The organism is Paenibacillus sp. FSL H8-0048 (assembly GCF_038002825.1).
In the GTDB taxonomy this organism is placed as follows: domain Bacteria; phylum Bacillota; class Bacilli; order Paenibacillales; family Paenibacillaceae; genus Paenibacillus_AQ.
Genome location: NZ_JBBODF010000001.1, coordinates 287,104 through 313,613, shown reverse-complemented (window position 1 = coordinate 313,613; position 26,510 = coordinate 287,104). Strand labels below are relative to the sequence as shown.

The 26,510-nt window shown below is 54.1% G+C and carries 24 protein-coding genes; 7 read left to right on the top strand and 17 right to left on the bottom strand.

Features of this window, described 5'->3' with window-relative positions:
* Positions 1-52: 52 nt before the first annotated feature.
* The 5 genes from NSU18_RS01480 to miaB all read right to left on the bottom strand — a co-directional run bounded on the left by NSU18_RS01480 (position 53) and on the right by miaB (position 5,102).
* A complete protein-coding gene (locus tag NSU18_RS01480; RefSeq protein WP_341148004.1) occupies positions 53-1,504 on the bottom strand; it encodes a nicotinate phosphoribosyltransferase in 1,452 nt (483 codons plus the stop codon).
* 57 nt (positions 1,505-1,561) lie between these two features.
* Positions 1,562-2,113, bottom strand: coding sequence for a cysteine hydrolase family protein (locus tag NSU18_RS01475; protein ID WP_341148003.1), 552 nt, complete (start codon positions 2,111-2,113; stop codon positions 1,562-1,564).
* A 47-nt stretch (positions 2,114-2,160) separates the two neighbouring features.
* Positions 2,161-2,931, bottom strand: coding sequence for an NUDIX domain-containing protein (locus NSU18_RS01470; protein ID WP_445321783.1), 771 nt, complete (start codon positions 2,929-2,931; stop codon positions 2,161-2,163).
* A gap of 142 nt (positions 2,932-3,073) precedes the next feature.
* Positions 3,074-3,526, bottom strand: a complete 453-nt coding sequence (locus tag NSU18_RS01465) for a RicAFT regulatory complex protein RicA family protein (RefSeq protein ID WP_341148002.1) — start codon at positions 3,524-3,526, stop codon at positions 3,074-3,076.
* A gap of 25 nt (positions 3,527-3,551) precedes the next feature.
* A complete protein-coding gene (gene miaB / locus NSU18_RS01460; protein ID WP_341148001.1) occupies positions 3,552-5,102 on the bottom strand; it encodes a tRNA (N6-isopentenyl adenosine(37)-C2)-methylthiotransferase MiaB in 1,551 nt (516 codons plus the stop codon).
* A gap of 168 nt (positions 5,103-5,270) precedes the next feature.
* On the opposite strand from miaB, the gene NSU18_RS01455 reads away from it, so the two are divergent.
* Positions 5,271-6,050 (top strand): MerR family transcriptional regulator, encoded by a 780-nt coding sequence (locus NSU18_RS01455; protein WP_341148000.1) that lies wholly within the window; start codon positions 5,271-5,273, stop codon positions 6,048-6,050.
* On the top strand, positions 6,043-6,519 hold the full coding sequence (locus tag NSU18_RS01450; RefSeq protein WP_341147999.1) for a hypothetical protein: 477 nt from the start codon (positions 6,043-6,045) through the stop codon (positions 6,517-6,519). Before NSU18_RS01455 ends, NSU18_RS01450 begins: the two co-directional genes overlap by 8 nt.
* A 78-nt stretch (positions 6,520-6,597) precedes the next feature.
* Here the strand turns inward: NSU18_RS01450 and NSU18_RS01445 are convergent, their stop codons facing one another.
* From NSU18_RS01445 to NSU18_RS01425, 5 genes are all read right to left on the bottom strand, one after another.
* A complete protein-coding gene (locus NSU18_RS01445) occupies positions 6,598-7,692 on the bottom strand; it encodes an NADH:flavin oxidoreductase (RefSeq protein ID WP_341147998.1) in 1,095 nt (364 codons plus the stop codon).
* A gap of 119 nt (positions 7,693-7,811) precedes the next feature.
* Complete coding sequence (gene rhaD / locus NSU18_RS01440; RefSeq protein WP_341022499.1) at positions 7,812-8,657, bottom strand: rhamnulose-1-phosphate aldolase; 846 nt, start codon at positions 8,655-8,657, stop codon at positions 7,812-7,814.
* Between the two features lie 71 nt (positions 8,658-8,728).
* Positions 8,729-9,985: an L-rhamnose isomerase gene (gene rhaA, locus NSU18_RS01435; RefSeq protein ID WP_341147997.1), complete on the bottom strand. Its 1,257-nt coding sequence runs from the start codon at positions 9,983-9,985 to the stop codon at positions 8,729-8,731.
* Between the two features lie 15 nt (positions 9,986-10,000).
* The gene (gene rhaB / locus NSU18_RS01430) at positions 10,001-11,473 is read right to left on the bottom strand and encodes a rhamnulokinase (protein ID WP_341147996.1); all 1,473 of its coding nucleotides are present in this window, start codon (positions 11,471-11,473) and stop codon (positions 10,001-10,003) included.
* Between the two features lie 28 nt (positions 11,474-11,501).
* Entirely contained in the window at positions 11,502-12,653 is a 1,152-nt protein-coding gene (locus NSU18_RS01425; protein ID WP_341147995.1) for an iron-containing alcohol dehydrogenase, read from the bottom strand.
* 264 nt (positions 12,654-12,917) lie between these two features.
* Here NSU18_RS01425 and NSU18_RS01420 point away from each other — a divergent pair, with 264 nt between their 5' ends.
* Positions 12,918-13,673 carry a DeoR/GlpR family DNA-binding transcription regulator gene (locus NSU18_RS01420; protein WP_341147994.1) on the top strand — a complete coding sequence of 252 codons (756 nt, stop codon included), beginning with the start codon at positions 12,918-12,920 and terminating at the stop codon, positions 13,671-13,673.
* 53 nt (positions 13,674-13,726) lie between these two features.
* On the top strand, positions 13,727-14,782 hold the full coding sequence (locus NSU18_RS01415) for an ankyrin repeat domain-containing protein (protein ID WP_341147993.1): 1,056 nt from the start codon (positions 13,727-13,729) through the stop codon (positions 14,780-14,782).
* A gap of 30 nt (positions 14,783-14,812) precedes the next feature.
* Here the strand turns inward: NSU18_RS01415 and NSU18_RS01410 are convergent, their stop codons facing one another.
* The 7 genes from NSU18_RS01410 to NSU18_RS01380 form a co-directional block, all read right to left on the bottom strand.
* Positions 14,813-16,105 (bottom strand): L-cysteine desulfidase family protein, encoded by a 1,293-nt coding sequence (locus NSU18_RS01410; protein ID WP_341147992.1) that lies wholly within the window; start codon positions 16,103-16,105, stop codon positions 14,813-14,815.
* 100 nt (positions 16,106-16,205) lie between these two features.
* Complete coding sequence (locus NSU18_RS01405; protein ID WP_341022512.1) at positions 16,206-16,400, bottom strand: hypothetical protein; 195 nt, start codon at positions 16,398-16,400, stop codon at positions 16,206-16,208.
* A 555-nt stretch (positions 16,401-16,955) separates the two neighbouring features.
* The gene (gene gnd / locus NSU18_RS01400; RefSeq protein WP_341022514.1) at positions 16,956-17,849 is read right to left on the bottom strand and encodes a phosphogluconate dehydrogenase (NAD(+)-dependent, decarboxylating); all 894 of its coding nucleotides are present in this window, start codon (positions 17,847-17,849) and stop codon (positions 16,956-16,958) included.
* 68 nt (positions 17,850-17,917) lie between these two features.
* A complete protein-coding gene (zwf, locus tag NSU18_RS01395) occupies positions 17,918-19,456 on the bottom strand; it encodes a glucose-6-phosphate dehydrogenase (RefSeq protein ID WP_341147991.1) in 1,539 nt (512 codons plus the stop codon).
* A 174-nt stretch (positions 19,457-19,630) separates the two neighbouring features.
* Positions 19,631-19,861: a hypothetical protein gene (locus NSU18_RS01390; protein ID WP_341022518.1), complete on the bottom strand. Its 231-nt coding sequence runs from the start codon at positions 19,859-19,861 to the stop codon at positions 19,631-19,633.
* Between the two features lie 5 nt (positions 19,862-19,866).
* Positions 19,867-21,084 (bottom strand): Ger(x)C family spore germination protein, encoded by a 1,218-nt coding sequence (locus tag NSU18_RS01385; protein WP_341147990.1) that lies wholly within the window; start codon positions 21,082-21,084, stop codon positions 19,867-19,869.
* A gap of 1 nt (position 21,085) precedes the next feature.
* On the bottom strand, positions 21,086-22,594 hold the full coding sequence (locus NSU18_RS01380; RefSeq protein ID WP_341147989.1) for a spore germination protein: 1,509 nt from the start codon (positions 22,592-22,594) through the stop codon (positions 21,086-21,088).
* Between the two features lie 181 nt (positions 22,595-22,775).
* On the opposite strand from NSU18_RS01380, the gene NSU18_RS01375 reads away from it, so the two are divergent.
* The 3 genes from NSU18_RS01375 to NSU18_RS01365 all read left to right on the top strand — a co-directional run bounded on the left by NSU18_RS01375 (position 22,776) and on the right by NSU18_RS01365 (position 26,069).
* Entirely contained in the window at positions 22,776-23,882 is a 1,107-nt protein-coding gene (locus tag NSU18_RS01375; protein WP_341147988.1) for a GerAB/ArcD/ProY family transporter, read from the top strand.
* A gap of 98 nt (positions 23,883-23,980) precedes the next feature.
* Positions 23,981-24,844, top strand: a complete 864-nt coding sequence (locus tag NSU18_RS01370) for an AraC family transcriptional regulator (RefSeq protein WP_341147987.1) — start codon at positions 23,981-23,983, stop codon at positions 24,842-24,844.
* Positions 24,845-24,962: 118 nt separating this feature from the next.
* Positions 24,963-26,069 carry a glycoside hydrolase family 88 protein gene (locus NSU18_RS01365; protein ID WP_341147986.1) on the top strand — a complete coding sequence of 369 codons (1,107 nt, stop codon included), beginning with the start codon at positions 24,963-24,965 and terminating at the stop codon, positions 26,067-26,069.
* Positions 26,070-26,510 lie beyond the last annotated feature (441 nt).

The window sequence follows — 26,510 nt, the reverse complement described above, 5'->3', positions numbered from 1 at the left end:
AGGCCTGAGAGGGCTGACTATATTCTTGTTCTAATGAAATGCGGACCAGGTTCTACTCCACATCGGTGATCATATGCTCTGCAATCAGCTGCTGCTTGCGGTTCCATAGCTGCTCGCTGAGATTCACGCGGAAGACCTCCGGGTTCAGCTTACGCAGGTACTCCGGCCAGAAGAGGTCGAGCTGCTCCTGATGGTAACGGCGGATCTCCGCCAAATCCGGCAGGGTATAGACCTGGAACCCGTTCACCACAACCGGCTCCAGCATCCGCACTGTGTCGTAACGCTCCACATGCTTCTTCATATAAGGATGCAGCGGGTTGAACAGCTTCAGCCGGACACCGCTGCGGGGCGCAGGCTCATCCGCGAAGCTGATATAATCAGCCAGCGCCTTGCCGTTCTGCCCGATAATGCGGTAGACTTCCTTTTTGCCGGGCGTAGAGACCTTCTCGGGGTTAGAAGAGATCTTGATTGTAGGAATCATCTCACCGCTTGGCGCTTCAATCTCAACCAGCTTGTAGACGCCGCCGAGTGAAGGCTGATCCGAAGCGGTAATGAGCTGAGTTCCGACTCCCCATGTGTCAATTGCCGCCCCTTGCGACTTCAAGTTCATGATAGTATTCTCATCCAGATCATTGGAGGCCACAATCTTCACATACTGCAGTCCGGCTTCATCCAGCATTTCACGGGCCTTGCGGGACAGATAAGCAAGGTCACCGCTATCCAGCCGGATACCGTTCATCCGCTTACCTTGGGCTTCCAGCTTCTTGGCGGTGTTGATCGCGTTCGGCACACCGCTGCGCAGGGTATCGAACGTATCTACCAAGAGTGTCACGCCGTCCGGCATCACTCTCGCATAAGCGTCGAACGCCTCCTGCTCGCTCGGGAAGCTCTGCACCCAGGAATGGGCATGGGTGCCCTTCGTAGGGATGCCGAACTTCTTGCCGGCCAGCATGTTAGAGGTCGCATGGAAGCCGCCGACATAAGCGGCGCGGGCGCCCCAGACTGCGGCATCTGCTTCCTGCGCGCGGCGCGTTCCGAACTCCAGCAGCGTGTCGTTAGGGGCCACCTGCTTGATCCGCGACGCCTTGGTAGCAATCAGCGTCTGATAGTTCATGAAGTTGAGGATCGCAGTCTCAACCAGCTGCGCCTCCATAATTGTGCCTTCGACCCGGATCAGCGGCTCATCCGGGAACACAAGTGCCCCTTCCTTCATGGAATGGAGACTGCCCTGGAAATGGAACTGCAGCAGCTCCTCCAGGAAGGCCGGCGCATAATTCTCCTCCTGCTCCGACAGGTAGCGGATATCCTCTTCAGTGAACCGCAGCTCCGCGATGTACTGGGCAATCCGCTCCAGTCCGGCGAACACGGCGAACCCGTTGCCGAAGGGCAGCTTGCGGAAGTAGGCTTCGAATACTGCCCGGCGCTTATGCGTACCGTTCACCCAGTGGGCATACATCATATTAATCTGGTATTTGTCTGTATGTAGAGCAAGTTCTCTCCTCAAGTCCTCATCTCCTAATCATTACACTGCCTGTAGTTGGATGCTGCCTCTGCTGATGTGTTACTGCTCTCCTAACGCCGTGACGACTTTTGCGCCAAGACTGCCGCGGAAGTGTCCGAGCGCCCATACATGACCGTCGGGATTGAAGCTGGCGACGGCATCCTCATGCACTGTAATCCCGAAGCCGTGGTTGTAGGCATCTACGGCCGTATGCAGCACACAGATATCCGTGCAGACTCCGATCAGATGCACCTCGGTAATGCCCCGCTCACGCAGCTTCAGCGCAAGATCCGTGCCGCAGAAGGCGCTGTAACGCGTTTTGTCCATCCAGTAGATGGCTTCCCGGTTCTCTTCGTAGACAGCCTTCAGGCTGCCGTACAGCTCACGCCCCTGGCTTCCCCGCAGATTATGCGGCGGAAACAGCTTGGTCTCCGGGTGGTACGGGTCATCCGCTTCATGCAAATCTACAGCCATTACCACATAGTCCCCGCTGCGTACGAATTGCTCCGTCAATTCACTGACTCTCTTCGCAATATCGATGCCGGGCTGGCCGACAGGCAGGTTCCCGTCAATGAAATCATTCGTGAAATCAATTACAATCAGTGCTCTCATGGTATACAGCCTCCTAAAAGGTTAATGGGCCTGCATTTCCCGGCAGCTTACGTATAAATCGATAATAACGGCTCATGGTCCGTGAACATATAGAGCTGTGCCGGGCGCTGGGAGTATTGATTGGAGCTGAGCGGATTGCCCGCTTCATCGCTCACTTCTTTTAATATACCCTGACGGCTGCGTGTTGACGTGATTTTGCGGATAAAATTCGGTTCTTTGAATTCAGGCACTACCGTCTGGATCACCTGGTACAGCTCGCTCAGCGTGAAATGGCGCGGCAGGAACTGCCGGGCAATCGTCGTCTGCAGCATCTGCTGCTGAATCCGCAGGTAGGCATCGGTAATAATATCATGGTGGTCAAAAGCCAGTTCCAGCTCCTCCAGCGCTTCCTGCAGGGTGAACAGCCCAACCTCGCCTGCATCATCGGAGGCCTGCCGCTGCTCCAGCATCCACTCCTCCACCAGTGCAAAGAAGGCATGGCTGATAATCCAGCCGCGCGGATCACGGCCCGGCTGGCTGTAGACGCCGAGATATTCCAAATGTCCGCCGTCCACGCCCGTTTCTTCCTTCAGCTCGCGCGTAGCGGCATCGTAGATCGATTCATCCTCCTGGCAAAAGCCGCCCGGCAGAGCCCACATGCCCGCACACGGCCATTTTTTGCGCCGGACCAGCATCACCTTCAGCTCGCGCAGCGGCAGCGTCTTCGTGACAGTCTTCCGCTCGCGCTTGGTTAGTGTAAACATGACAATATCCGCCGGAACGCCATCCGGAGTGCGGTACTTCTTGGCGTTATAGGCTTGTTCCGCGTTCTCAGTCACTATAGATCATCCTTTGCCGTGCTATTGTTTGTTGTTCGTATCTTTTAATGTACCAAACCTGTCCGCCCAAAATCAACCGGAGCCGGCTTGCCGGCTTATGTAAAAAGGGACGGATTCACATCCGCCCCCGGGGTGTTCTGCATTAATCTCCGCAGGTGGAGGGCGGCGCCTCGGTGCCTGCTTCCACATTGATTTTATCCGAAACGGTATCCCTGATCACTGAAATCACCATCTGCAGCAGATAATTGATATCGCTCTGGCTCTGCTGGAACTCGTTCACAACCGGGATACTGTCGATCTCATCCTGCAGCTCTTCGATCTCACGTTCAATCTTCTCGACCATGGCCTGATTCTTGAAGCTCTCGAATGCCACGATCTCCTTCTGCTTCTTCTTAATCGTAGCAATGAGTCCCTGCACACGCTCGTGATTCAGAATCTTCTGCTCGGCCTGCTGAAAATGACGGACCTCCTCACTGGTGGAGATGAGTGCCGCCAAGTCCTTCGCCTTGCCCATAATATCCTCCCGGACAATTAAATCGCGGGTATTGTGGGTCTGCATGCCATATTCATTCCGTCGTGCTTCTTCCTGGCTCATTCTTCTCGCCCCATTTCTCTATAATTTAGAGGACCGCTGCGGCTTCCGCCTGATAGCCCCCCTGGATGTACCAAGTCTTCGCGCCGGTAATGCTCACCTGCACCAGCGTGCCGATCAGAGAGGGCGGGCCTTCAAAATGCACCAGCTTACTGTCTCGGGTACGTCCCGCCAGCATCCGGGCATTATTCTTGCTCTCGCCTTCCACTAATACCTCTACCCGCCTTCCCAGCATCCGCTCATTTCCCAGACGGCTCTGCTCCTTGATCAGATCATTCAGACGCTGGAGACGAGCGCTCTTGACCTCTGGCGGAACATTATCGTCCATCCCTGCTGCCGGAGTCCCTTCTCGCGGAGAATAAATGAAGGTATACGCCATATCATACCCTACTTCGCGCACCAGGGACAGTGTCTCCTCGAACTGCTCCTCCGTCTCACCGGGGAAGCCGACGATAATATCGGTAGTCAGCACCGCATCCGGGACGCCTGCCTTAATGTTACGGACCAGCTCCAGATAGGCTTCACGGGTATATTTGCGGCTCATGCGCTTCAGCACGGCTGTGCTTCCCGACTGCACCGGCAGATGGATATGCTCCACCAGATTGCCGCCTTTGCCCAGTACATGAATTAACTTATCGTCAAAATCACGCGGATGCGAGGTCATGAACCGGATACGCGGAATATCGATCCCCCGCATGTCGTCCATCAGGTCGCCGAAGGTATAATCGATGTCGGTAAAATCCTTGCCGTACGCGTTCACATTCTGCCCCAGCAGCGTTACTTCCTTGAACCCCTGGCGGGCCAGCTCACGCACCTCGGCAATCACATCCTCAGGGCGTCTGCTCCGCTCCTTGCCCCGGGTGAACGGCACAATGCAGTAGGTACAGAACTTGTCGCAGCCGTACATAATGTTCACCCAGGCGCGCAGCCCCTCCCGCTTCTTGGGCAGATTCTCAATGATATCGCCTTCCTTGGACCAGACCTCAATGACCAGTTCGCGGCTGAATACCGCTTCCTTGATCAGCTCCGGCAGGCGGTGGATATTATGTGTGCCGAAGATCAGATCCACGAAGCCGTACCGGCTCATAATCCGGTTGACCACGCCCTCCTCCTGGGACATACATCCGCAGATCCCCAGGAGCAGGCCGGGCTTCTCCAGCTTCAGTGTTTTGAGATGGCCCAGCTCTCCGAATACCTTATCCTCCGCATTCTCGCGGATCGCACATGTATTAAGTAAAATAATATCAGCTTCGCTCCGGTCTTCAGCCGCCCGGTAACCGAGCTGCTCCAGCATTCCCTTCATCGTCTCCGTGTCATGCTCATTCATCTGGCAGCCGTAGGTGGTAATATGATAGCTTTTGCCTGCACCGAACTCTGCCATCTCCGGCGGAATGTCGAAATGATACAGCACCTCAATCTCTTCCTTGCCCCGCCGCTTGCCCTCCTTGTAATCGGGCTGGCTGTTGATCTGCACGTTTCTGCCTTTGATCCGGTAGGTGGTCTTGCCTTCAGTCTCGCTGATGATCTTGGCATCTGTGAAATCGAAATACTGCCCGTAATCCTTGCTCCCCTTCGCCATGCTAACGTCACATCCTCTGCTGATGTCCCCATATTTTCCGTGCTTTTCTAATGTCAAATTATATCATACCGCTCCCAAGATAATCCATTCTGTTCCTTCAGCATCTAGGGGCTTTACAGTAACGTATACGTTATAGTTTATAGTGTTAATCAGGAGGGGGCCGTAACTATGATCCGTATTGGAGATTTAGCGAAGACCGCGAATATCAGCAAAAGAACACTGTACCACTATGAGCATATAGGATTGCTGCTGCCCGCAAGGGTCTTAGAGAACGGTTACCGCTACTACGATAACCAAGCTCTAATCCGGCTTCAAAAAATTCTGTTGTTGAAATCTATCGGCTACACTTTAGAGCAAATAAAAGAGCTGTTACAGAATCAGAACCCTGCAGAGGAATCCGACAATTGGATAGCATCCTTGCATGAGCAGATCGAGCTGATCGAACGAAAAAAAGAAGAGTTAAGCCGTAAGCAGTATTATCTCAGGTCCACCCTTCATACCGTCCGGCTCAAAGGTACAGAGCATCTGCAGGATTTAATGCAGGTCCTTGCGGCCATGAATGACCGTTCTCTAAGCGATGGAATCATTCCCGCCGAATTCACGGAGGAGCCGGCACTAACTGCTGAGGAGGTTGAGCAGCTTAAGCGTCTCCCTGTCCTGGGCAGCAATAAAGCGGAGGAGCTTGTACACCTTTTAGAGCAAGCCGTATCAATAATGCCATCGTCTCCTTACTCTTCAGAAGCTCAAGCGCTGGCTGGTCGTTTGTATGACAAGGGGCTGGACCTTTTTGTGGGTGATGAGAAGTTGCTTGATAAATATTGGGAACTGATCCGGCCCGCTGAGGGTGCAGCTCCTGTCGTGATGGGCATGGATAGCGCAGTAATGGCTTTTGTAGATGAGATGATCGGATATTATCTTCAGCATAGAGAGGAGAATCGGCATGAATAGAGGACAACAAGCACTGGGCATTCTTAAAAATCCTTGGCTGCTGGCTATACTGGCAGGAGTACTGATCCTGCTGTCAGCCTGTGGAACAACTGAAGATGCAAACCCTGGAAAGAAGGCTGCGGAGTCAACAGCAACGGTTGAACCGGAAGCGGACGGGATACTCGTAGAGGTGCTAATTGAAAGTGATGGTGATTCAGCACTCAACCTGGAGGTGGAAGTCAATGCCCGCGAACATCCGCAGAGTGTATATTCCGATGCTATCGAACTCCCTTACAGAGAGGAATTTGCTGTCCCCAAAGACACGTTCATACCACTAACCTCAACTAAAGTACAAGCAGAAAAGGATGCCGATGCCACTTGGATAAGCTGCACGATTCTGTATGACGGAGAGGTGGTAGCGACTCACAAATCCAGAGGAGATCGCGCGAAATCAGTATGCGAGAGGAAGTTCCGTCTGGGGCCGGGATAAGGGGTTGGGATGGGGTGGCCGGGCAAAAAGAAACGCCCTATGCCATAGACACAGGGCGCTATCTATTATAGTAATCTATTAATACAAAGTCTTCGTGGCATCGGAGGTAAAATGATTAATCTCATTGATCTTGCCCGCCTGTACCTTGGCAGGCCAAGCCGGATCACTGATCAGGGCTCTGCCGACCGCCACCAGATCGAATTCTTCCTTCTCCAGCCGCTCCAGCACGCGGTCGATGTTGTCCCCTTGATTCTTCTCCGTGACCGGGCTTGGAAAAGCGCTGTCCAGGCCGACAGAACCCACGGTGATCGCCGGTTTGCCTGTAATCTTCTTGGTCCAGCCTGCCAGATTAAGCTCCGAGCCTGCGAATTCCGGCTCCCAGAACCGCCGGGTTGAGCAGTGGAAGATATCCACGCCCGCATTGCTGAGCGGGGTCAGGAAGCGGGCCAGGTCTTCGGGAGACTCTGCCAGCTTGGCATCGTAGGCCCCGCCCTTCCACTGCGAGAAGCGAAGGACGATCGGGAAATCCGGTCCTACTGCCCGGCGGCAGGCATCGATCACTTCCACCGCGAAGGTGGTGCGTGCCTCCAGATCGCCGCCGTATTCATCGGTCCGGCGGTTGGTCTTCTCCCAGAAGAACTGGTCGATCAGATAGCCGTGGGCTCCGTGCAGCTCAATGCCATCAAATCCGATGGCCTTGGCCGCCTTCGCTGCCTTAGCAAAGGCACTGACGATAGCTTGAATCTCGCTCTTAGTCATCGGCTCCGTAACCTGCTCACCAGCCAGATTCAGCCCGGACGGACCAATCGGCAGCGCCGAAGCGTTAGGCAGTTCACCGATCTTACGGGCCATGCCGACATGCCAGAGCTGAGGCATAATCTTGCCCCCGGCGGCATGCACCTCACGCACGACTTGCGCCCAGCCCTCCAGAGCCGCTTCTCCATGGAAGTTCGGGATATCCTGATGGCTGACTGCCGCCGGATGATCGATGGCTGTGCCTTCGGTAATGATCAGGCCCACCCCGCCTTCCGCACGGCGGCGGTAATAGGCCGCCACCTCAGGACCTGGTACGCCTCCGGGAGAATGTACCCGGGTCATCGGCGCCATTACCACACGGTTACTGAGGGACAAGCCTCCGTATTCAAAAGGTTCAAACAATGCAGCAGCATTCATAATCCATTAGCCTCCCCTTCATACGATTGATTACTTGATGATTACTTTAAGTAAGCATAGTATGACGGTTCCCGGCAGCAAATGCAAATGACTGCCAGTATGAGAGATTAGGAGTAACCTTATAAGTCCAGAATGCCGGGTCTCGGAGTCACGCGGAAGGCAGCGGCCAGATCTGCCAGCTGCTGATCGGTAATCTTCTGCCGGATCTCTCGTCCGCCGATCAGGTTATAGACAATCGCGGCCTTCTCAATCGTTTCAACCAGTCCGAAGGTGGCATCCATCGTCGCCCCGGTAACAAAGATCCCATGCTGCGGCCAGATGACTACGCGGTACTCCTTCATCCGGTCGGCGGTAGCCCGGCCGATCTCGCTGCTCCCCGGCACCATCCAGGGAATAACGCTGACACCATCCGGGAAGACCACCAGACATTCTGTGCACATCTCCCACAGCGTCTTGGTGAATTTCAGCTCATCCAGCTCATGGGTGAAGGTCATAGCAATCACATTCGTTGCATGGGTATGCAGCACAATCCGGTGCGCCGGATCTACCTTCAGCCGTTCGATATGGCTCATGAAGTGGGAAGCCAGCTCACTGGTCGGAACAGCGCCGTTACGCAGTCCCCATAGCACCTCTACACTCTCGCCGCTGCTGCTGACACGCAGCACACCCAGATTGGCCTCCGGGTCCTTGATCACATTACGGAAATACTTGCCCGATCCGGTAACGATGAAGTATTTGCCCGCCAGCTCCGTTACAGGGAAGGTAAGGCTGATCGTGCGCAGCGGCTCGCGGATATTGATATACTTGGATACCTCTTCTTCATCCAGGAGGTAACTGACGTTGCCCCCGTTCAACTCATCCCAGCCCAGCGACCACATATGATGGGTAATTTCGGACATTTCCTCGATAAAAGGCGCGGTGACGCCGGATATATACCCCTTGGATTCAATTACGGATGTACTCATTAAGCTCTCTCCTTCTATATGCACCTTCTGCATGCGGGTACTTGTTATTGTGTGAGTTCAGCAGCCTGATTCTATCTTAAAGCCAATACTTCCTGCTCATAGCGCTTCACTTCAGTCAGCCAGCCCTCGCGGACCGGGGTTCCCTGCGAAGCGCAGTAGTAATCCCAGACTGCACCGAACGGGTAAGACTTGAATTCTTCCACCAGGGCCAGCCGCGAGGTGTAATCTCCGGCCCGTTCTATGGCCCGAAGCTCCTCTATCGGCTCCAGCATAGCGCGCAGCAGAGCCTTGATCGTATTGCGCGTACCGATGACCCAAGCTGCCAGGTGATTGATACTGCCGTCGAAGAAGTCGAGGCCGATATGCGTGCGCGGCAGCAAATCTCCGCGCACCAGCTCGCGGGCAATCTCCAGCAGCTCATCATCCATCGTAACCACATGATCGCTGTCCCAGCGGACCGGTCTGCTGACATGCAGCAGCAGCTGCTCGCTGAACATCAGAATGGAGCTGAGCTTGTTCGAGATTACTTCCGTCGGATGGAAATGCCCGGCATCCAGGCAGATAGCCTTACCGCGCGTCAGGCCGTAGCCCATGTAGAACTCATGCGATCCGACCACGTAGCTCTCCGAGCCGATACCGAACAGCTTGCTCTCCACGGCATCGATGTTGTACTGGGGATCAATCTCCTCGCTGAAGATTTCATCCAGCGATTCCTTGAGGCGCATGCGCGGTGCCAGCCGGTCCACCGGCGTATCCTTGTAGCCGTCCGGCACCCAGAAATTCGTGACACACGGCTGGCCCAGCTCGCGGCCGAAGTGCTCGGCAATGCTGCGGGCAGCCTTGCAATGCTTAATCCAGAAGCTGCGGATCTCTTCGTCCGCATGGCTGAGGGTGAAGCCGTCAGCCGCCTTGGGATGCGAGAAGCAGGTCGGATTGAAATCAAGGCCTAAGCCCTGCTCCTTGGCCCACTCCACCCAGTTCGTGAAATGGCGGGGTTCCAGCTCATCCAGATCCACCTGCTCCTTCGTATCGGCATAAATCGCATGCAGATTGACCTTATGCCTGCCGGGAATCAGCGAGAGGGCCTTCTCCAGATCCTGACGCAGCTCCTCCGGTGTACCGGCCCGGCCAGGGTAGCTGCCGGTCACGGCAATGCCGCCGCTCAGCTCCTTATCCTTGAACAGGAAGCCCCGTACATCGTCACCCTGCCAGCAGTGCAGCGATACTTTGATCTGCGCCAGCTTCTCTAATACCTCATCCGTATTAATGCCATGAGCGGCATATAATTTCTTGGCTTCGTTATAGCTGTTGATGATGCTCTGATCCATGCTGTGGCCTCCTAATTACGTATTGTGAACATTCGCTTCCGGTTGAAGCTGCTCCCAGCGTTCCAGCAGCTCCGCCAGCTGAGGAACCGGCTGCGGAAGATAAAACTGAATGGCGAAGGACTGGGAGATGATCTGCCGGGCTTCATGGATGTCAGCCATGCGGCCCGCCTCGATCATCTGTACAGCCAGATTACCTAAGGCTGTAGATTCGGCCGGTCCGGCCAGCACCTCCCTGCCGGTCACATCCGCCGTCAGCTGGCATAGCAGCCTATTGTTAGCGCCGCCGCCGACAATCTGCAGCACTTCGGTATGCTCCCCGGTGAGGTCTTCCAGCTCAGCCAGATAGCTGCGGTAGGATAGCGCCAGACTGTCGAAGATACAGCGGGCCAGCTCACCCGGAGTCTGCGGCACAGGCTGACCGCTCTCCAGGCAGGCCTGGCGGATCTCCTGAATCATATCCTCCGGGTTCAAAAACCGCGGATGATTGCAGGGAATCAGGCTGCGGAAGCCTCCGCATTCGCCGGCGTGCTCTGCCAGTTCTGCGAAGCTAAATCTTCCGCCGTCCAGCCTGCGCACTTCCTGGATCAGCCAGAGGCCCATAATATTCTTCAGGAACCGGTAAGTCCCGTAAGCGCCCCACTCGTTCGTATAATTGGCTGCCATCGCTCTGCTGTCATTGAGCGGGTGATCCAGCTCTACTCCCAGCAGAGACCAGGTCCCGCTGCTAAGGTAGGCTGACGCACGGTCCTTCTGAGCAGGAACACCAAGCACCGCAGAGGCCGTGTCATGTGTAGCCACGCAGATCAGGCGGCACTCCGGCAGATCATACCGTTCCACCAGCTCCGCTGAGAGGAAGCCAAGCTCTTCCCCGGGCTCAGTCAACGGAGCGAACTGTTCACGCCCAAGACCCAGGAATTCCAGCAGCTCAGGATCGTAATCACGGGCTGCAAGATTGAGTAGCTGTGTCGTGGATGCATTGGTCACCTCGTTCATCTTCCGTCCGCCGAGCCGGTAGTAGAGATAGTCCGGCACCAGCAGAATCTGATCGGCCGCCTTCAGCTCTTCCCGGTCATGTGCGTATAGCTGATACAGTGTATTGAAGGTAAGCTGTTGAATTCCGGTCTTGGCGTATACCTTATGCGGCGGGAGCTGCTTCGCAACCTTCTCCATCACCCCGTCCGTCCGGCGGTCACGGTAGGCATAGACCTCATTGATCCGCTTACCTTCGGCATCCAGCAGCACATAATCTACCGCCCAGGTATCAATGCCAAGGGTGCACTTGTGAATTCCAGCCAGCTTCGCTTGATGAAGCCCCTTAATAATCTCATCTATTAAATAATCCATATCCCAGAAGCAGGAGTCTTCCTGCTCCGTGAAGCCATTGCTGAAACGGTGAAGCTCCGCAAGCTGGAGGCTCCCGTCCACGAGCTGTCCGAGTACCAGCCGTCCGCTGGAGGCACCGATATCGACGGCAATATGATAGGTCATAGGGAATCTCCTATTCTATGGGAGTGATTTATAGAATTTTGCGGAATAATGCGATTACTTCATCTTTAGTTGGAATAAAAGGATTACCGGGTGCGCAGGCATCCTTCATCGCATTCTCAGCAAGCAGATCGAGATCTACTTCAGCAACACCAAGCTCAGACAGCTTGGCAGGAATGCCAACCTCCTTAGACAGGGCTTTGATCGCCTCAATGACGTAATCCGCACATTCCTTGTCGCTTCGCCCATCGGTCTGCAGCCCGGCCGCTCTGGCGATCGCTCTGAATTTCTCCGGCACATGCTTGGCATTCTCTTCCTCCACGTAAGGCAGCAGCATCGCATTGCATACACCATGCGGCAAATCATAGACCCCTCCGAGCTGATGGGCCATGGCATGCACGTAGCCTAAGCCTGCATTATTAAAAGCAAGACCGCCGAGGAAGATGGCATAGACCATCTGCTCACGCGCTTCAATATCGTGTCCGTCCGTCACCGTCCGCGCCAGATTGGCGAAGATCAGCTCCACCGCAGCCAGTGCGGTAGCATCGGTTACCGGATAGGCGCCTGGAGTGACCAGCGCTTCAATGGCATGCGTCAGGGCATCCATGCCCGTAGCTGCCGTAAGTGCGGCAGGCTTATCAACCATCAGCTCCGGATCATTCACCGAGATGGTGGCGATGCTGTTCTTGTCTACCATGACCATCTTGATCTTGCGCTCTTCATCCGTAATCACGTAGTTGATCGTCACTTCACTTGAAGTCCCGGCCGTCGTGTTCACCGCGACAATCGGCAGCGATTTGTTCTTGGATTTGTGAACGCCTTCATAATCGGCAATATGCCCGCCGTTGGCGGCAACAATGCCGATGCCCTTGGCCGTATCCTGCGGCGAGCCGCCGCCGATAGAGATCAGATAGTCGCATTCGTGCTGCTTCAGAAATTCCACGCCGTCATGGACGTTTTTGCAGGTAGGATTCGGCTTCACTTCATCATATACCACATACTGAATTCCCGCTTCATCCAGCACAACCAGCAGCCTTCCGGCGATCCCGCTCTTCATCAGGAACTTGTCTGTGACCACAAGCGCCTTGTGCAGATTCAGCTCTTGAATGTACGGGGCGATGTCCTTCAGACAGCCCTTTCCCATAATGTTAATTGACGGCACATAATAGACATGAGTACTCATTGCTTAACCAGCCTCCCGGGCGCATAAATAGTTAATGGACACTGTATGCGCACATCTCTCTGTTGACCTTTTCATCGTACTGCCGTTAATCTGTGTTGTCAACATATTAAACACAAAATAAGTTGTTTTTATTTGTTTATTGTTTGTTTTGTGGGAAATAAACGATTATTATTGTGGTTTTCAGAGCAAATCCGGCTGTTTATGTTGTACAACACAGAAATAACAGTCTATATTAAGACTATCAACTCTGGAAAGGTGATACGTATGCTCGCTGCCGAAAGACGCAAAAAAATAATCGACCTTGTCCATCAGGACAAACGGGTGCTGGTGTCCGATCTGAGCCGGATGTTCGAGGTGACAGAGGAGACGATCCGCAGAGACCTGGAGAAGCTGGAGAAGGACGGCATTGTAAGCCGGACCTACGGCGGAGCCATGCTGAACAGGCATACGAATGAGGACCTGCCTTTTCTGACCCGGGGAGCACTCAATACGGATATCAAGCGCAGAATAGCGATCCAGGCGCTGGATCTGATTAATGACGGGGATACACTGATGGTGGACCCCAGCTCGACCTCGTTTGAATTCCTGAAGCTGCTGGGTAATAAAAGTAATCTGACGATCATCACCAATTCGATTAATATTCTCCATGAGTTCGCAAGTTCGAGTCACAGCATTATTTCTACAGGCGGCTCACTCCGCCACCGCTCCCTGTCGCTAGTCGGCCCCGTAGCCCATGAGACCATTCAGCGCTACAATGTGGACACCGCCGTAATCAGCTGTAAGGCTCTGGATATGGACCGCGGGGTCACCGACTCCAATGAACCGGAATGCGAGCTGAAGAAATACATGCTGCGCCAGGCACACAAGGTTGTGCTGCTCGCGGACCATACCAAGTTCGACCAGACAGCCTTCGCCAGGCTCGCAGAGCTAAGCCGGATCGATGTGCTGATTACCGACCGCAAGCCTTCGGAAGCGTGGCTGAAGCTGTTATCCGAGAGGAATGTGGAAGTATTGTATTAAGGTCATGAACGATCTATCATGGTAGATTCATCTTAGGGAGGAGAATTAAGCAAATGGGCAAAAAGAGAAAAACCTTACCTGCCGACTTCGGCGAGCTGATGAAAACAGGGGATATTGATCTGCTAAAGGCTGTGTTTGAGAAATGTGACTGGAACGCAACCTCGGGATACTACAAAGAACCCGCGCTCAGCATCCGGCAAATTCCGGATGAGCTGGTCCGCTGGCTGGTGGAGCAGGGTGCTGACATCAACGCCAGGGATAAATATAAGCGTACTCCGCTGCATTCCCAGGCCGGACACTGGTCGGGTAATATTCCGCTGTTCCTTGCACTTGGCGCTGAGCTGGAAGCCCTGGATTATCAGGACGAGACCCCGCTGCACGCTGCTGCCAACTACTACCGGACCGGGGCGATCCGTGATCTTATCGCTCACGGCGCCAACATCCATGCTGTGAGCAAGCGCGGGAATACTCCGCTGGGGAAGGCCTTGATCAACTGCCGGAATGCCGATATCACCGGCATGGCTGAGATCGCGCAGATGATGCTTGCGGCCGGGGCAGAAGTCACACCGGAGATGAGGGAATCCGTGACGAAGATCGGCAAGAATTTTGAATTCAGCAGAGCTAATTTCAATAAAGACTACCTGGATGATACCGTAGCGGCCCTGGACAAGCTGTACAAGCTGTTCGGTGTGGAGCCTGTAGCCGCGCGGGTGATGCATGACGGCGTTTCTAAGATCGGGGTTAAGAGCACAAGGTGGCAGGATCAGCATCAGGAGCTATGGGAGGCGCTCATCCCCGGCTCAGGACCCGCGCTTACCGTACAGGGGGAGGTCATTCGCATCACCGGGCGGATCTCTTATGAAATCATGAATAACGGCGGCGGCAACTGGGATGCGGATTTCCGTAAAATGCTCAGTGCGCTGCTTCTGCACTTCGCCTCAGGCACGCCTCTGGACCCTGCGCAACTGAAGGAAGCTGCGGAATTAGCCGGTTATCTGCGCCATGGCAACGGCAATGACGAACCGGCCAGATTATGCGAATTGGCCGTGAATTGGGTATTAGCTAATCCACAGCCCGTTTCCTTGCCGCAACCAGATTACAAGCGCTAAACGCTGAACATCCGGTGCTTATCCTGATTCCTATGAAGAAGCAGCTCCCTTGGAGAGCATGATATTCAGAATGGCCTGGTCTGTGGCGGCAAGCCCCTCCTGAACCAGGGTCTCCATATTCTTGATCGTATCCTCTACCTTCTCGAAAATGACACCGTCATTCAGACTCGCGGAGATATTGTTCATGGCGAGGGTAGCGGATTGAATAGCCGCGTTGGTGGCCGTGGAGATTTTGAGTGCACAGGTTGGCTTGGCACCGTCGCAGATCATGCCTGAAGTAGAGGCAATCGTGTTCTGGATGGAGTGCTTGATCTGCGCCAGCGTCCCGCCCATCAGATAGACAATGCCGCTGCCCGCCCCTACTCCGCCGGCAATGCCTGAGCCGCAGAGCGGGGACAGACGGCCAATGTAATGCTTCACATGAATGGTAATCAGATTGCTGAGCGCCATCGCTCTGGCCAGAGTCTCCTCATCCTTGCCGAGGAGCTCGGCCAGGGCAATGACCGGCATAGTGCAGGCAATCCCCTGATTGCCGCTGCCCGCCGTAGTCATTACCGGCATAGCACTCCCGTCCATCCGTGCATCGGATGCCGCTGCCGTTGCAGCGATGATCCGGTTCGCCACATCCGCGCCGAACAGATTGAGAGCGGATTGCTGGCTCATTTTCCGGCCCACCTGGAGGCCATACTCCCCGCGCAGCCCTTCCTCCGAGATCGCCTTATTCATCACCGCTCCCTCCAGCAGGAAGCGAAGATCCTCGAACGGTGTATTCTGAACGAAGGCATAGATATCCTCGAGGGAGACCGAGTATACCTCAGGGTCCAGGCTAAGCGGGTCGCCGCAGTCGGCCTTGTCCAGCTTCGGCTCAAGCCGCCGGCCATCCTTCGCAAGATACTGCACATTCGTGTGCTCTTTTACCAGGATCGCTGTGGCGGTATGGTTCTTGCTGTGTACTCTCGCTTCTATATATAGCTTCTCCGGCGTATCCTTGAGCTCAACCTCCAGCAGCTTCCGCTCCAGCAGTCCCTCTGCACTTGCCAGCTCCTCCGGGGTCAGCCCGGACAGAATCTCCAGCTTTCGCTCCGAACGGCGCACCACCGCACCCAAGGCCGCCGCTATCGGCAAGCCCGTCTGGCCTGTACCGGGAATCCCTACGCCCATCGCATTCTTGATGATATTGCCGCTGAGCAGCAGCTGAATCGCTGTAATCTCCTCTTCCACCAGTTCAGCGGCCAACGAGACGGCATAAGCTACCGCTATCGGTTCGGTGCAGCCTTCTGCCGGCATAATTTCTTTGTGCAATACTTCCAGTAGGTTAACCATCTGTGCATCACCATTCCCTCTGTCTGTCGATCTGTGTCTATATCTGTTTCTATATATAGTACATCAGATAGACGATCCGGGGAATCCCCGTTATTACCCATCACCCGTCCAGCTTCACCAGCCGCTTCAGCCCTTCCGTACAGGCCCAGCCCCCTGCCCCCGCCAGTATTGTATTATGAAACAAGCTCCAGGCCAGCGAATACGTCATACTGCCAACAATCACCTCGACCACAATAAACCGCAGGATATCCCGCTTCGTGATGAGATAGACTCTGAATTCCTGATTACGGGACACCTGCCATCTCCCCCGTCTATTTTCATGCTTCTGTACTTATATGCTTCTGGCGGGTTGTCTGATGAAAAGTACTGCTCTTTTGGTTTGGGGCAGATCTTTATTGAGGAGTGAGATCAACGTGAGCACTTAGATGAACGCTCCGCTGTTTAAACTGGAGGCGAAATACATAACATTCTATAAAATACAAAATATTAATCTCAATGATACGAATTTAGTAACGCTCAATTTTAGCATGGACCAACTGACTCTGAATTTACTGAATGCAGCCCAAAAGAGCTAATGTAGTGTATAAATACACTTGAATTCACCAAAAGTGAGCAAAACGAGCAAATATAGTGTATAAGTACACTTGAATTCCAAAAAGTGAGTAAAAATGAGCAAATGTAGTGTATAAGTACACTTGATTCAAGGGGATGTATCCCTTTCACTTCCCGTACGGCCAACGTACGGCCCGGCTTCCGGCCAAAGCCAAAAAAGAAGAGGCTGCCCATTCAGCCATTGCATGGCTACGGGACAGCCCCCCCTAATATCAATGCTTCAGTTAATTGCTGCTGCTTACTTCGACTCCACCGCATGGCCGCCGAATTCGTTACGCAAGGCGGCGACGACTTTGCCGGTGAAGGTGTCGGTCTCAAGCGACCGGTAGCGCATGAGCAGAGCCATGGCGATGACCGGAGTCGCTGCCTGGAGGTCGAAGGCTGTCTCCAGGGTCCAGCGTCCCTCGCCGGAGGAATGCATGACGCCCTTGATGTCCTCCAGCTTGGCATCCTTGGAGAAGGCGCGCTCGATCAGCTCCATAAGCCAGGAGCGGACCACCGAGCCATTGTTCCAGACGCGGGCCACCTGCTCGAAGTCAAAGTCATATCCACTTTTCTCCAGCACCTCGAAGCCCTCGCCGATCGCAGCCATCATCCCGTATTCGATCCCGTTGTGCACCATCTTGAGGAAATGTCCGCTCCCGGATTTGCCGGCGTACAGATATCCGTTCTCTACCGCAGTGTCATGGAACAGCGGTTCAACGACTGCCCACGCTTCCTCATCGCCCCCGACCATGTAGCAGGCCCCACTCCGTGCGCCTTCCATTCCGCCGGAGGTTCCCGCATCCAGGAAGTGAATTCCATGGACACCGAGCTCCTCATGACGGCGGATTGACTCTTTATAATGAGAGTTTCCGGCTTCAATGATAATATCTCCCTTGGATAATAGCGGCGCCAGTTCAGCAATTACCGAATCTACAAAAGTGTGGGGAACCATGATCCAGAGAACGCGCGGGGCATCCAGCTTGCCCGTAAGCTCCTCCAGGCTGGCTGTCCCGGACGCGCCGCGTTCGGCCAGTTCCTGCACCGCAGCAGGATTCACATCATACGCTACCACCTCATGGGCATGCTCCAGCAGGTTCTGGCCGAGATTGAAGCCCATTTTGCCAAGTCCGATTAAACCGACTTTCATTAGAAATCCCTCCGAATAGTGATGTGATATCTAACCTAACTCTGTCTGTTTGCTGTTACTACCGCTGCTTACGCTCCCGGCCGGATGACTTCCGGCTCTATCCCTGCTGTCCGGCGGACGCGTGCAGGCTCTGTATTCTCCGGTTCATCCAGCCACCAGTGAAATTCGCCAAGAAGCTGGTCCGCCGCCGCCGGGCCGTTAGATCCGGCAGGATACAAGTGCAGCGGCAGACTGCCTTCTTCTGTTGCTTCGATTATAGGCTGAACCCATTGCCAGGACAACTCTACTTCCTCCCAATGGGCGAAGAAGGTGGCATCGCCGAGCATCGCATCATAGATCAGATTCTCATAAGCTTCCGGCACATCGGGATTGCCCGGCTCATGCTTAATGCTAACCGGCTCAAGCTCCCCGTGCTGAAGCGGATTCTTGGTATTTAGAGTCAGGGAGATGCCCTCATGCGGGCCAATATCAATCACCAGCAGGTTAGGGTCAAGCGGCAGCTTGTTACGGTTCTTGTTATGCACATCATTAAACGGCTCTTTGAATTCTATAACAATCCGCGTGGACTTCTCCTTCATGCGTTTGCCTGTACGGATGTAGAACGGCACATCCTTCCACAGCGGATCATCGATCCACAGGCGTGCAGCAATATACGTCTCATTCTGTGAAGCGGCTGCGATTCCCGGTTCAGCGGTATATGCAGGCACTTGCTGTCCGCGCATCTCCCCCGCTGCATACTGGCCTCGCACTACATGCTGCACTAGCTCTTCAGTGAGCAGGGGGCGGACGGAACGGATGACATGCCGCTTTTTGCTGCGGACGTCCTCTGGTGTGCTGCCCTTCGGAAGCTGCATCGCCATCATCATGAGCAATTGGAGCATATGGTTCTGGAACATGTCGCGCAGCGCGCCAGCCTTATCATAGTAACCCGCACGCTCTTCCACCCCCACCGTCTCACTGGCGGTAATCTGGACATTCGCGATATACCGGTTCTGCCACAAGGCCCGCAGCACAGGGTTAGAGTATTTCAGCACCTCCAGGTTCTGTACCATTGGCTTGCCCAGGAAGTGGTCAATACGGAAGATTTCCTCCTCTGCAAAAGCTGCGCTCAAGCTCTCATTCAGCACCCGTGCCGACTGCAAATCCCGTCCGAACGGCTTCTCGATAATCAGACGTTTCCAGCCCTTGGTATCCCCAAGGCCGCTGGCATGGATGCCCGCCGCAATCTCCCCGAAAAATTCGGGACCGACCGACAGATAGAACATCCGGTTCTGCGGAAGCCCCAGGTCTTCCTCCCGGCGCTGTACATGCCCAAGCAGCTTCACATAATCCTCAGGACGTCCGACGTCCAGCACACTATATTCAAAAGCCCGCAGGAAATTCTGCAGCACCGCTGTATCCTCTACCGGACGGCGTGAGAAGGTACGCAGCGAATCCAGCACCTGACGCCGGAACGTCTCGTTAGTGAGCTCCCTTCTGCCCAGCCCAATGACTGAGAGAGGACCCGAAAGCTTGCCATCAGTGAACAGGTTGTATAGAGCGGGGAAGATTTTCCGCTTCGCCAAGTCCCCGGTTGCGCCAAAAAGTACAAATGTAGATGATTCCACTTTCATTCCTCCCGTTGTTATCATTTTATTATATAGTTACTTATTATTACTCAGGAACTTTATAACACATCATACGACTATAAAATCAATTCGTCAATCTCAATTCGACATTTACGATAATTAACCAAACATGCCAAATAGCAGGCCTTCTATTTAGAAGACCTGCTGCGTTACTCAGAACCATGAGGCTACGAGATCATTGAACGGCTTGTAGATTACAACCAGAAACAGCAAGGGGCTGGGAACCTGAATTTTCAGAATAGTACAGCCCGCAGCAGCGAACCCGCCGATCCAGAGGATGAAGTACACCCAGCGGTCCCGCCGCTTCTGCCTTCCCTTCAGGTTAGGGAGATCAATCAGCATACAGCCCGCAGCGATGAGAAGAAAAACAAACATCATCAGCATTGTGTTCACTCCTTGATTTCATCAACAAAAGAATTATCAATCGTACCGATCCGGTTAATGGTTACAGTGGCTTTGTAGTGAATAGGAAGGTTTGCAAGATAATTCTCCTGTTCCTGCAGCTCGTACCAGGCTTTGGGACTCTTTCGGTAGACGGATTGGCCGAATCCAAAGCTATCCACATTATAGTTCTCGGTAATATTCTTTACCGCCCCTTCCATCCGCTCTACAATCCGCTCCTGCGTCTTCAGCTCCAGCTCATGAATTTTGCCCTCGGTATCAATCTTGTCCGGCCCCTCGATCTCCTCCACGTTGCATAAGGCTTCCACACTCAGAAAAATATGCGGCTTGCCGTCAATGATCTTCACCTTTCGTTTGGTAGTAGTTGTCAGCGCCTCCATCACGACCAAGCTTCCATTCTTGTCTTTGAAATATCCCGTGTTCTTGGTGACATTATCAATCACATAGTTGTAACCCACGGTAACAGAATCATCCATCCAGCCGATCAGCTTGTCCTTTCGGAAGATCGCTACGCTTTTATAATTAAGCCTTGCATTCGGATCCGTCCGTTCCACATTGGCCTTCTCACCGCCTGCCTCAGGGTCTCCATCCAACTCAACGCCGGTTAGAACGGGGTTCCTTCCTTCATAGAGCAGATCCTCGATGAAATCGTCCAGCGTAACCACAACCGTCTTGGAAGAGATTTGGTAGGATTTGTCCAGTGAATTGAACAGCTTGTTCGCCGGCAGCCGGTCCAGTGGAGTTAGCACCTTAAGCACTTTCTCAGCAGTCGTCTTTCGCGCCACCATAACATAGAAATCCATACGCGGCTCCCGGCTTCTTTTCATTACATCCAGCGTCTCGGCAAGGCCGTCACGGGCCAGCTCTTCACCGACAACAAGCACACGGATATGCCCCATATAAGGAGAACGGGGGGCGAACAGGTTGAACTTGCGGAGTGATTCATAGATCGTTTTGACCTTGAAGCTATAGAGCACGACCGGTACACCGCTTCCCCCTGAACCTCCCGCGCTCTGTGAGGTGATGGAGGAAGGAATAACTACCTGCATGGAGACCTTGTAGCCGTCCTCCGCCTTGTCCAGACCCAACCCCAGCACAAAAGCCAGCTCATTCAGCTCCTTGCGCTCCCAGCACCCGCTGAGCAGCATGGGAAGCAGCAATAACGGGATACAGGCAGCCAGCGCCTTCGCCATCCTCTTCCTCATATTAAGACCCCCCACGCTTGGGCGGAGCCTGCCGCCTAAGGTTCTGGGTGCGGTTCTGCTTGGGTCTGGTCCGCAGCATCGGCCAGGTCAGCCTGAAGATCGAATCCTTAAGATCTTCCTGAATGTAGGGACCGATCGGACTCAGATAGGGAACGCCGAACGAGCGCAGGCTGACGAGATGCAGCACCAGCATGAACACGCCGCATAGAATTCCGAACAGTCCCATGAATCCAGCCAGGCCGATCATCACAAACCGCATAATTCTCGCCGCCACCGCCATTCCTGCTTCCGGGATGACAAAGCTGGAGATTGCTGTAATCGACACAATGATGACCATGGCCGAAGAGATGAACCCGGCGGCAACCGCCGCTTGCCCGATGACCAGCGTACCGACAATGGAGACCGCCTGGCCGACATTCTTGGGTATCCGCACGCCTGCCTCCCGCAGAATCTCATAGGTCAGCTCCATAATCACCGCTTCAATGAAAGCCGGAAACGGCACTGTCTCCCGCTGGGCGGCCAGACTGATGACCAGATTGGTCGGAATCATCTCCTGATGGTAGGTGGTAACCGCCACATAGAAGGCAGGCGCAAACATCGTCAGGAAAAAGGCTAAAAAACGGATTCCACGCAGAAGCGTGGAGATATCCGCCCGCTGATAATAATCCTCCGCTGACTGAAAGAAGGAGACAAACACCGTCGGTGCCAGCAGTACAAACGGGGTCCCGTCCACAAGAATGGCGACTCTCCCCTCCAGAATCCCTCCGGCAATGGTATCGGGGCGGTCACTGTTATAAATAGTGGGAAACGGCGTAACCGCTGTATCCTGAATGAACTCCTCAATATACCCGCTCTCCAGAATACTGTCGGTATCGATAGCATTCAGGCGGCGCTTAACCTCAGCGACCAGATCGGGATTGGCAATATGCTTCAAATACATGATAGAGACACTGGTTTGCGTCACGCGGCCGATCTGCAACGTTTCCAGCCAAAGCTGGCTATCTTTGATTTTGCGGCGGATCAGAGCCGTGTTCGTCCGCAGATTCTCGGTGAAGCCCTCCATAGGGCCGCGCACCACCGACTGTGAACTGGGTTCACTGACGTTGCGGTCCTCCCAGCCGGGCAGGCCGATCCGCAGCGCCGCCGCCGAGCCCTCCACCATAATCATTACGTTACCGGACAGCAGGTCATGAATGAAAGGACTGTAGTCCCGAACGATGGTAATGTCGCCGGCCAACAATACGCGCTTGCTGAGAATCTCTATTTTCTGCTCAGGATTCTCCTCCTTCAGCAGATCACAGATCCGTCCTTCCTGAAGCGAATACAGAATGGAATTATGCAGCAGTTGATTGTCGATCAGACCATCTATATAGAAAACAACAAGCTCCGTATGCTCTCCCAGCTGCAGCCTTTTACTGACCAGATCTGTGCTCTGGCCGAGCAGCTGTGACAGTTGTTCCGCGTTGACCTCCAGGCGTGCAGATAATTTGCCGTTCGCTTCATCCTTCATGCGCTCTACCCTCTTCTCCTGAACAATTCGGTACCATGATAGTTTGGTTGGAGGGCTAGTTAATTATTCCGAAGCTAATATAAGGCATATAACACATATTTTTTGGAAGGAGCTGTCATACTAAGAAGATTGCAGTAAGCCAGATTTATGACTCTTGGAACAGAAGGGAGGCCGCTTAGCAATGGGCATCGAAAAGGAACGGATCAGCACCGCGCAGATGGTCATACTCGGTCTGTTCACCTTCATCGGGGACATGGCCCTGGTCTATCCGACCACCATGACAACAGAAGCCCACCAGGATGCCTGGATCGCCGCATTGATAAGCTTACCGCTCGGCATGGCCCTTATCTACCTGCTAATCACTGTAGCCAACATCAGTCCAGACCGGACCATTATTGAAATCAGTCAGCAGGTGCTGGGGAAATGGGCTGGCATTGCCGTGGGCATATTTTATCTGAATTTCTTCATCCTTGCCTCCTCGACGTATGCCCGGGAAATGGAGGATTTCCTGACGACTCAAATCTATGAAGGGACGCCCGGCGGAGTCATCCGGTTCATGAGCTTGGTGATCCTGGTGTACGGGCTGCGTCTGGGGCTGGAAGCAGTCGGCAGAGCGGCGCAGGTGTTCTTTCCGCTGTTCACTCTGTTTCTCGTCTCGCTGATGGTACTCTTATTTCCGCAGGTTCAAATAGACCGGCTGTACCCGATCATGACCACGCCTCTGCCAGGAATGCTGCATTCCATCATGTTTGGGGTCTTTTACCCGTTCGGGGAACTGTGCGTGTTCTTGATGATTTACCCCTTCACCCGCAAGAGCAGTAAGATTAACCGCAACATCTTCATTGCACTCTTCACAGGAGCCGTAGCGCTGAATCTGATACTGTTCCTCTCCCTGACCGTGCTGGGCGTCTATTTCTCGGAGCATAATTTCTATGCCGCCTATATCCTGGCCCAAAAAATCAATATTGCCAACTTTCTGCAACGGCTGGAGGCTCTGATGGCGACCGCCTGGATTATTACCACTTATTTCAAAACAGCGCTGTATTTCTATGCCTTTGTCCTGGGCACTGCACAAATGTTCAAGCTGAAAAACCACCGTCCGCTGATCTTCCCGGTTGCCTTCCTAATCTATGGACTCTCACAGCTCAGCTCCAATGATATTGTTTTCTATGTAAAAGAAATTCCGGCATATTGGGTCGATTGGAACCTCACAGTCTCCTTCGTTCTCCCAATGACGATCCTTATCGTCTATAAGGTTAGAAAACGTAACCCTGCCTCACAAAGATAAAAGAAGGAGCTGTTACTGTAGCGTTCTCCCGGCAGGTCCCCTATAATAGGAAGCAATGAAATGTTTCTATTTTGTCATTGTAGGGGATGAACTGCAGCATGATGAAACAGTTGTTCGAGCCTGTGCTGTTCGATAACCGGCAGTCGCTGATCTGGGACTACCGGATCTATACCGGCGACCATTATAAAGGGTATTACCATTGGCACCAGTGCTGTGAAATCATGTTCGTGCACCGGGGTCAAGGCAGTATTGTGGTCAACCAGCAGATGTATGATATTCGTCCGGGGATGCTGTTCTTTTTCCAGCCCTATCAGCTGCACCGGACCTATTCGGAAGTCTCTCCGGAGCGTCCGTTCGTACGCACGATCTTCTATCTCGATCCGCATACTGCCGAGCAGCTGCTCCAAGGCTTCCCCAAACGCAGGGCTGTCTTCTCTGCGCTCTGGCAGGGCAACAATCCCTCTTGCGGCTTCGATCTCAGTGACTGTATGGAGACCATGGAATGGATCTGCGCGAATTATAACCAATGCCGGAGCAGGAGCACCGTGGAAGAGACGGAGGATATCTCCATGCTCCTTCTGCAGCTCCTCAGCTGTCTGGGAACAGGAGAACAGTCGCTGATCCACACCGCCGGAGACAAGCGCCAGCTTCGCTATTCGGAGCAGATCATGAACTGGATTGAAGCCCATTACCACGAGGAGATCAGTCTGGAGCAGCTGGCCGCCGAGACCCATCTGTCGAAATCTTACGTGTCGCGGATTTTTCATCAGGAGACCGGCGGACGGCTCGTGGATTATCTTACAGCCCGGCGGCTGAAGCAGGCCTGCCGGCTGCTCGAGACCACGGACCTGACGGTGGAGCGAATCGGCAGCGCTGTCGGATTCCCGAATCCCTCCTACTTCAACCAGCTGTTCAAACGGGTGCTCGGCCTTTCTCCGCTGCAATACCGCAAGGGAGCCTGAGCACTGCTTGCGGAGAACAGGACAAAATAACAACATTTCGTGATATTAAATGACAACTTCCGGTTCGCCAGAGGCATTATACTGAGGCCATAATCTAATTCATGTGGAGGCTTCAGGGATGACTACAGCTTATTGGCAGGAAGTAATGAACAAGCTGGATACGAAGGTATCCAAGATGATAGAGCAGCTAGGCGGAAAAAGCCCGCATATGGCCGGAGAAGACGGCCTGTTCGACAATCCTGCTACAGACTGGTGGACCTCCGGCTTCTGGCCGGGAATGCTGTGGGTCATGTATGAGATGACCGGCAATGAAGCCTATAAGAATGCCGCCTGGCCTTGGGATGACACCATTGGACAATGGTTCGCGAAGCCGACCGAAGAGCTGCATCACGACGTTGGCTTTCAGTTCCTGGCTACTGCCGTGATCAAGCATACGCTGACCGGTGATGCGGAGGGCCTGCGCCGGGGGCTTGAAGCGGCGAACTATCTGGCTGCACGTTATAATCCTGCAGGCCGGTTCATCCGCGCCTGGAACGGGGACAAGCACGGCTGGGTGATTATCGACTGCATGATGAACATCTCGCTGCTGTTCTGGGCCAGCCGGGTGACCGGTGATCCGCGCTACAGCCATATTGCTGTGAGTCATGCCGAGACAGCAATGACTTATGGTGTCCGTGAGGATGGGTCCACCAAGCATATCCTCTCCTTCGATCCTGCGACCGGTGGCTATCTGGAGAACTTTGGCGGGCAGGGCTATTCGCCTGAATCCTGCTGGAGCCGGGGTTCAGCCTGGGGGCTGTACGGCTTCACGAACACCTACCGCCACACCGGAGACGTGCGCTTCTTGAATACCGCCAAGCGCATCGCCCATTACTTCATCGCGGCTCTCCCGGAAGATCACGTGCCGCACTGGGACTTCCGGCTGGCAGATGACAAGCGCATGGCCAGAGACAGCTCGGCCGCAGCGATCGCCGCCTCTGGCCTGCTGGAGCTGGCAGAGCTTGTACCGCCGGGCGAGAAACGCGTGTATGCGGATGCCGCAGAGCGCATTCTGCGTTCGTTGACCGAGAGCTACGCTACCTGGGAGCAACCAGGGCATGAAGCCATCCTGCTGCACGGCGCAGTCAGCGGCGACTCCCACATGGATGTGTCGCTGATCTACGGCGACTACTTCTACGTTGAAGCTGTAGCAAAGCTGAACGGCTGGAAGCACCGGGTGTTCTAGTCTGGCTGGCAGCAGGCACAGAGAGCTTGCTTGGACGCGCGAGCCGAATGTAATCGGAAAACCGATTACATTTGGCGCTGCGCAGGCGTGTGGGCCCGATGTAATCGGAAAACCGATTACATTCGGTGCTGCGCAGGCGTGTGGGCTGAGTGTAATCGGAAAACCGATTACATTCGGTGCTGCGCAGGCGTGTGGGCCCGATGTAATCGGAAAACCGATTACATTCGGCGTTGCGCAGGTGTGTGGGCCCGATGTAATCGGAAAACCGATTACATTCTGCGTTGCGCAGGCGTGTGGGCTGAGTGTAATCGGAAAACCGATTACATTCTGCGTTGCGCAGGCGTGTGGGCCCGATGTAATCGGAAAACCGATTACATTCTGCGTTGCGCAGGCGTGTGGGCCCGATGTAATCGGAAAACCGATTACATTTGGCGCTCTGCG

Bases quoted from the DNA above. Each gene is read 5' to 3' on its own strand.
- NSU18_RS01385 (WP_341147990.1), bottom strand. From the start codon at position 21,084: ATGAGGAAGAGGATGGCGAAGGCGCTGGCTGCCTGTATCCCGTTATTG.
- NSU18_RS01445 (WP_341147998.1), bottom strand. From the start codon at position 7,692: ATGAATGCTGCTGCATTGTTTGAACCTTTTGAATACGGAGGCTTGTCC.
- NSU18_RS01380 (WP_341147989.1), bottom strand. From the start codon at position 22,594: ATGAAGGATGAAGCGAACGGCAAATTATCTGCACGCCTGGAGGTCAAC.
- miaB (WP_341148001.1), bottom strand. From the start codon at position 5,102: ATGGCGAAGGGGAGCAAGGATTACGGGCAGTATTTCGATTTCACAGAT.
- rhaD (WP_341022499.1), bottom strand. From the start codon at position 8,657: ATGAGTACATCCGTAATTGAATCCAAGGGGTATATATCCGGCGTCACC.
- NSU18_RS01455 (WP_341148000.1), top strand. From the start codon at position 5,271: ATGATCCGTATTGGAGATTTAGCGAAGACCGCGAATATCAGCAAAAGA.
- NSU18_RS01425 (WP_341147995.1), bottom strand. From the start codon at position 12,653: ATGAGTACTCATGTCTATTATGTGCCGTCAATTAACATTATGGGAAAG.
- NSU18_RS01415 (WP_341147993.1), top strand. From the start codon at position 13,727: ATGGGCAAAAAGAGAAAAACCTTACCTGCCGACTTCGGCGAGCTGATG.
- gnd (WP_341022514.1), bottom strand. From the start codon at position 17,849: ATGAAAGTCGGTTTAATCGGACTTGGCAAAATGGGCTTCAATCTCGGC.
- NSU18_RS01475 (WP_341148003.1), bottom strand. From the start codon at position 2,113: ATGAGAGCACTGATTGTAATTGATTTCACGAATGATTTCATTGACGGG.
- NSU18_RS01390 (WP_341022518.1), bottom strand. From the start codon at position 19,861: ATGCTGATGATGTTTGTTTTTCTTCTCATCGCTGCGGGCTGTATGCTG.
- NSU18_RS01370 (WP_341147987.1), top strand. From the start codon at position 23,981: ATGATGAAACAGTTGTTCGAGCCTGTGCTGTTCGATAACCGGCAGTCG.
- NSU18_RS01420 (WP_341147994.1), top strand. From the start codon at position 12,918: ATGCTCGCTGCCGAAAGACGCAAAAAAATAATCGACCTTGTCCATCAG.
- NSU18_RS01375 (WP_341147988.1), top strand. From the start codon at position 22,776: ATGGGCATCGAAAAGGAACGGATCAGCACCGCGCAGATGGTCATACTC.
- rhaA (WP_341147997.1), bottom strand. From the start codon at position 9,985: ATGGATCAGAGCATCATCAACAGCTATAACGAAGCCAAGAAATTATAT.
- NSU18_RS01410 (WP_341147992.1), bottom strand. From the start codon at position 16,105: ATGGTTAACCTACTGGAAGTATTGCACAAAGAAATTATGCCGGCAGAA.
- NSU18_RS01450 (WP_341147999.1), top strand. From the start codon at position 6,043: ATGAATAGAGGACAACAAGCACTGGGCATTCTTAAAAATCCTTGGCTG.
- rhaB (WP_341147996.1), bottom strand. From the start codon at position 11,473: ATGACCTATCATATTGCCGTCGATATCGGTGCCTCCAGCGGACGGCTG.
- NSU18_RS01465 (WP_341148002.1), bottom strand. From the start codon at position 3,526: ATGAGCCAGGAAGAAGCACGACGGAATGAATATGGCATGCAGACCCAC.
- NSU18_RS01365 (WP_341147986.1), top strand. From the start codon at position 24,963: ATGACTACAGCTTATTGGCAGGAAGTAATGAACAAGCTGGATACGAAG.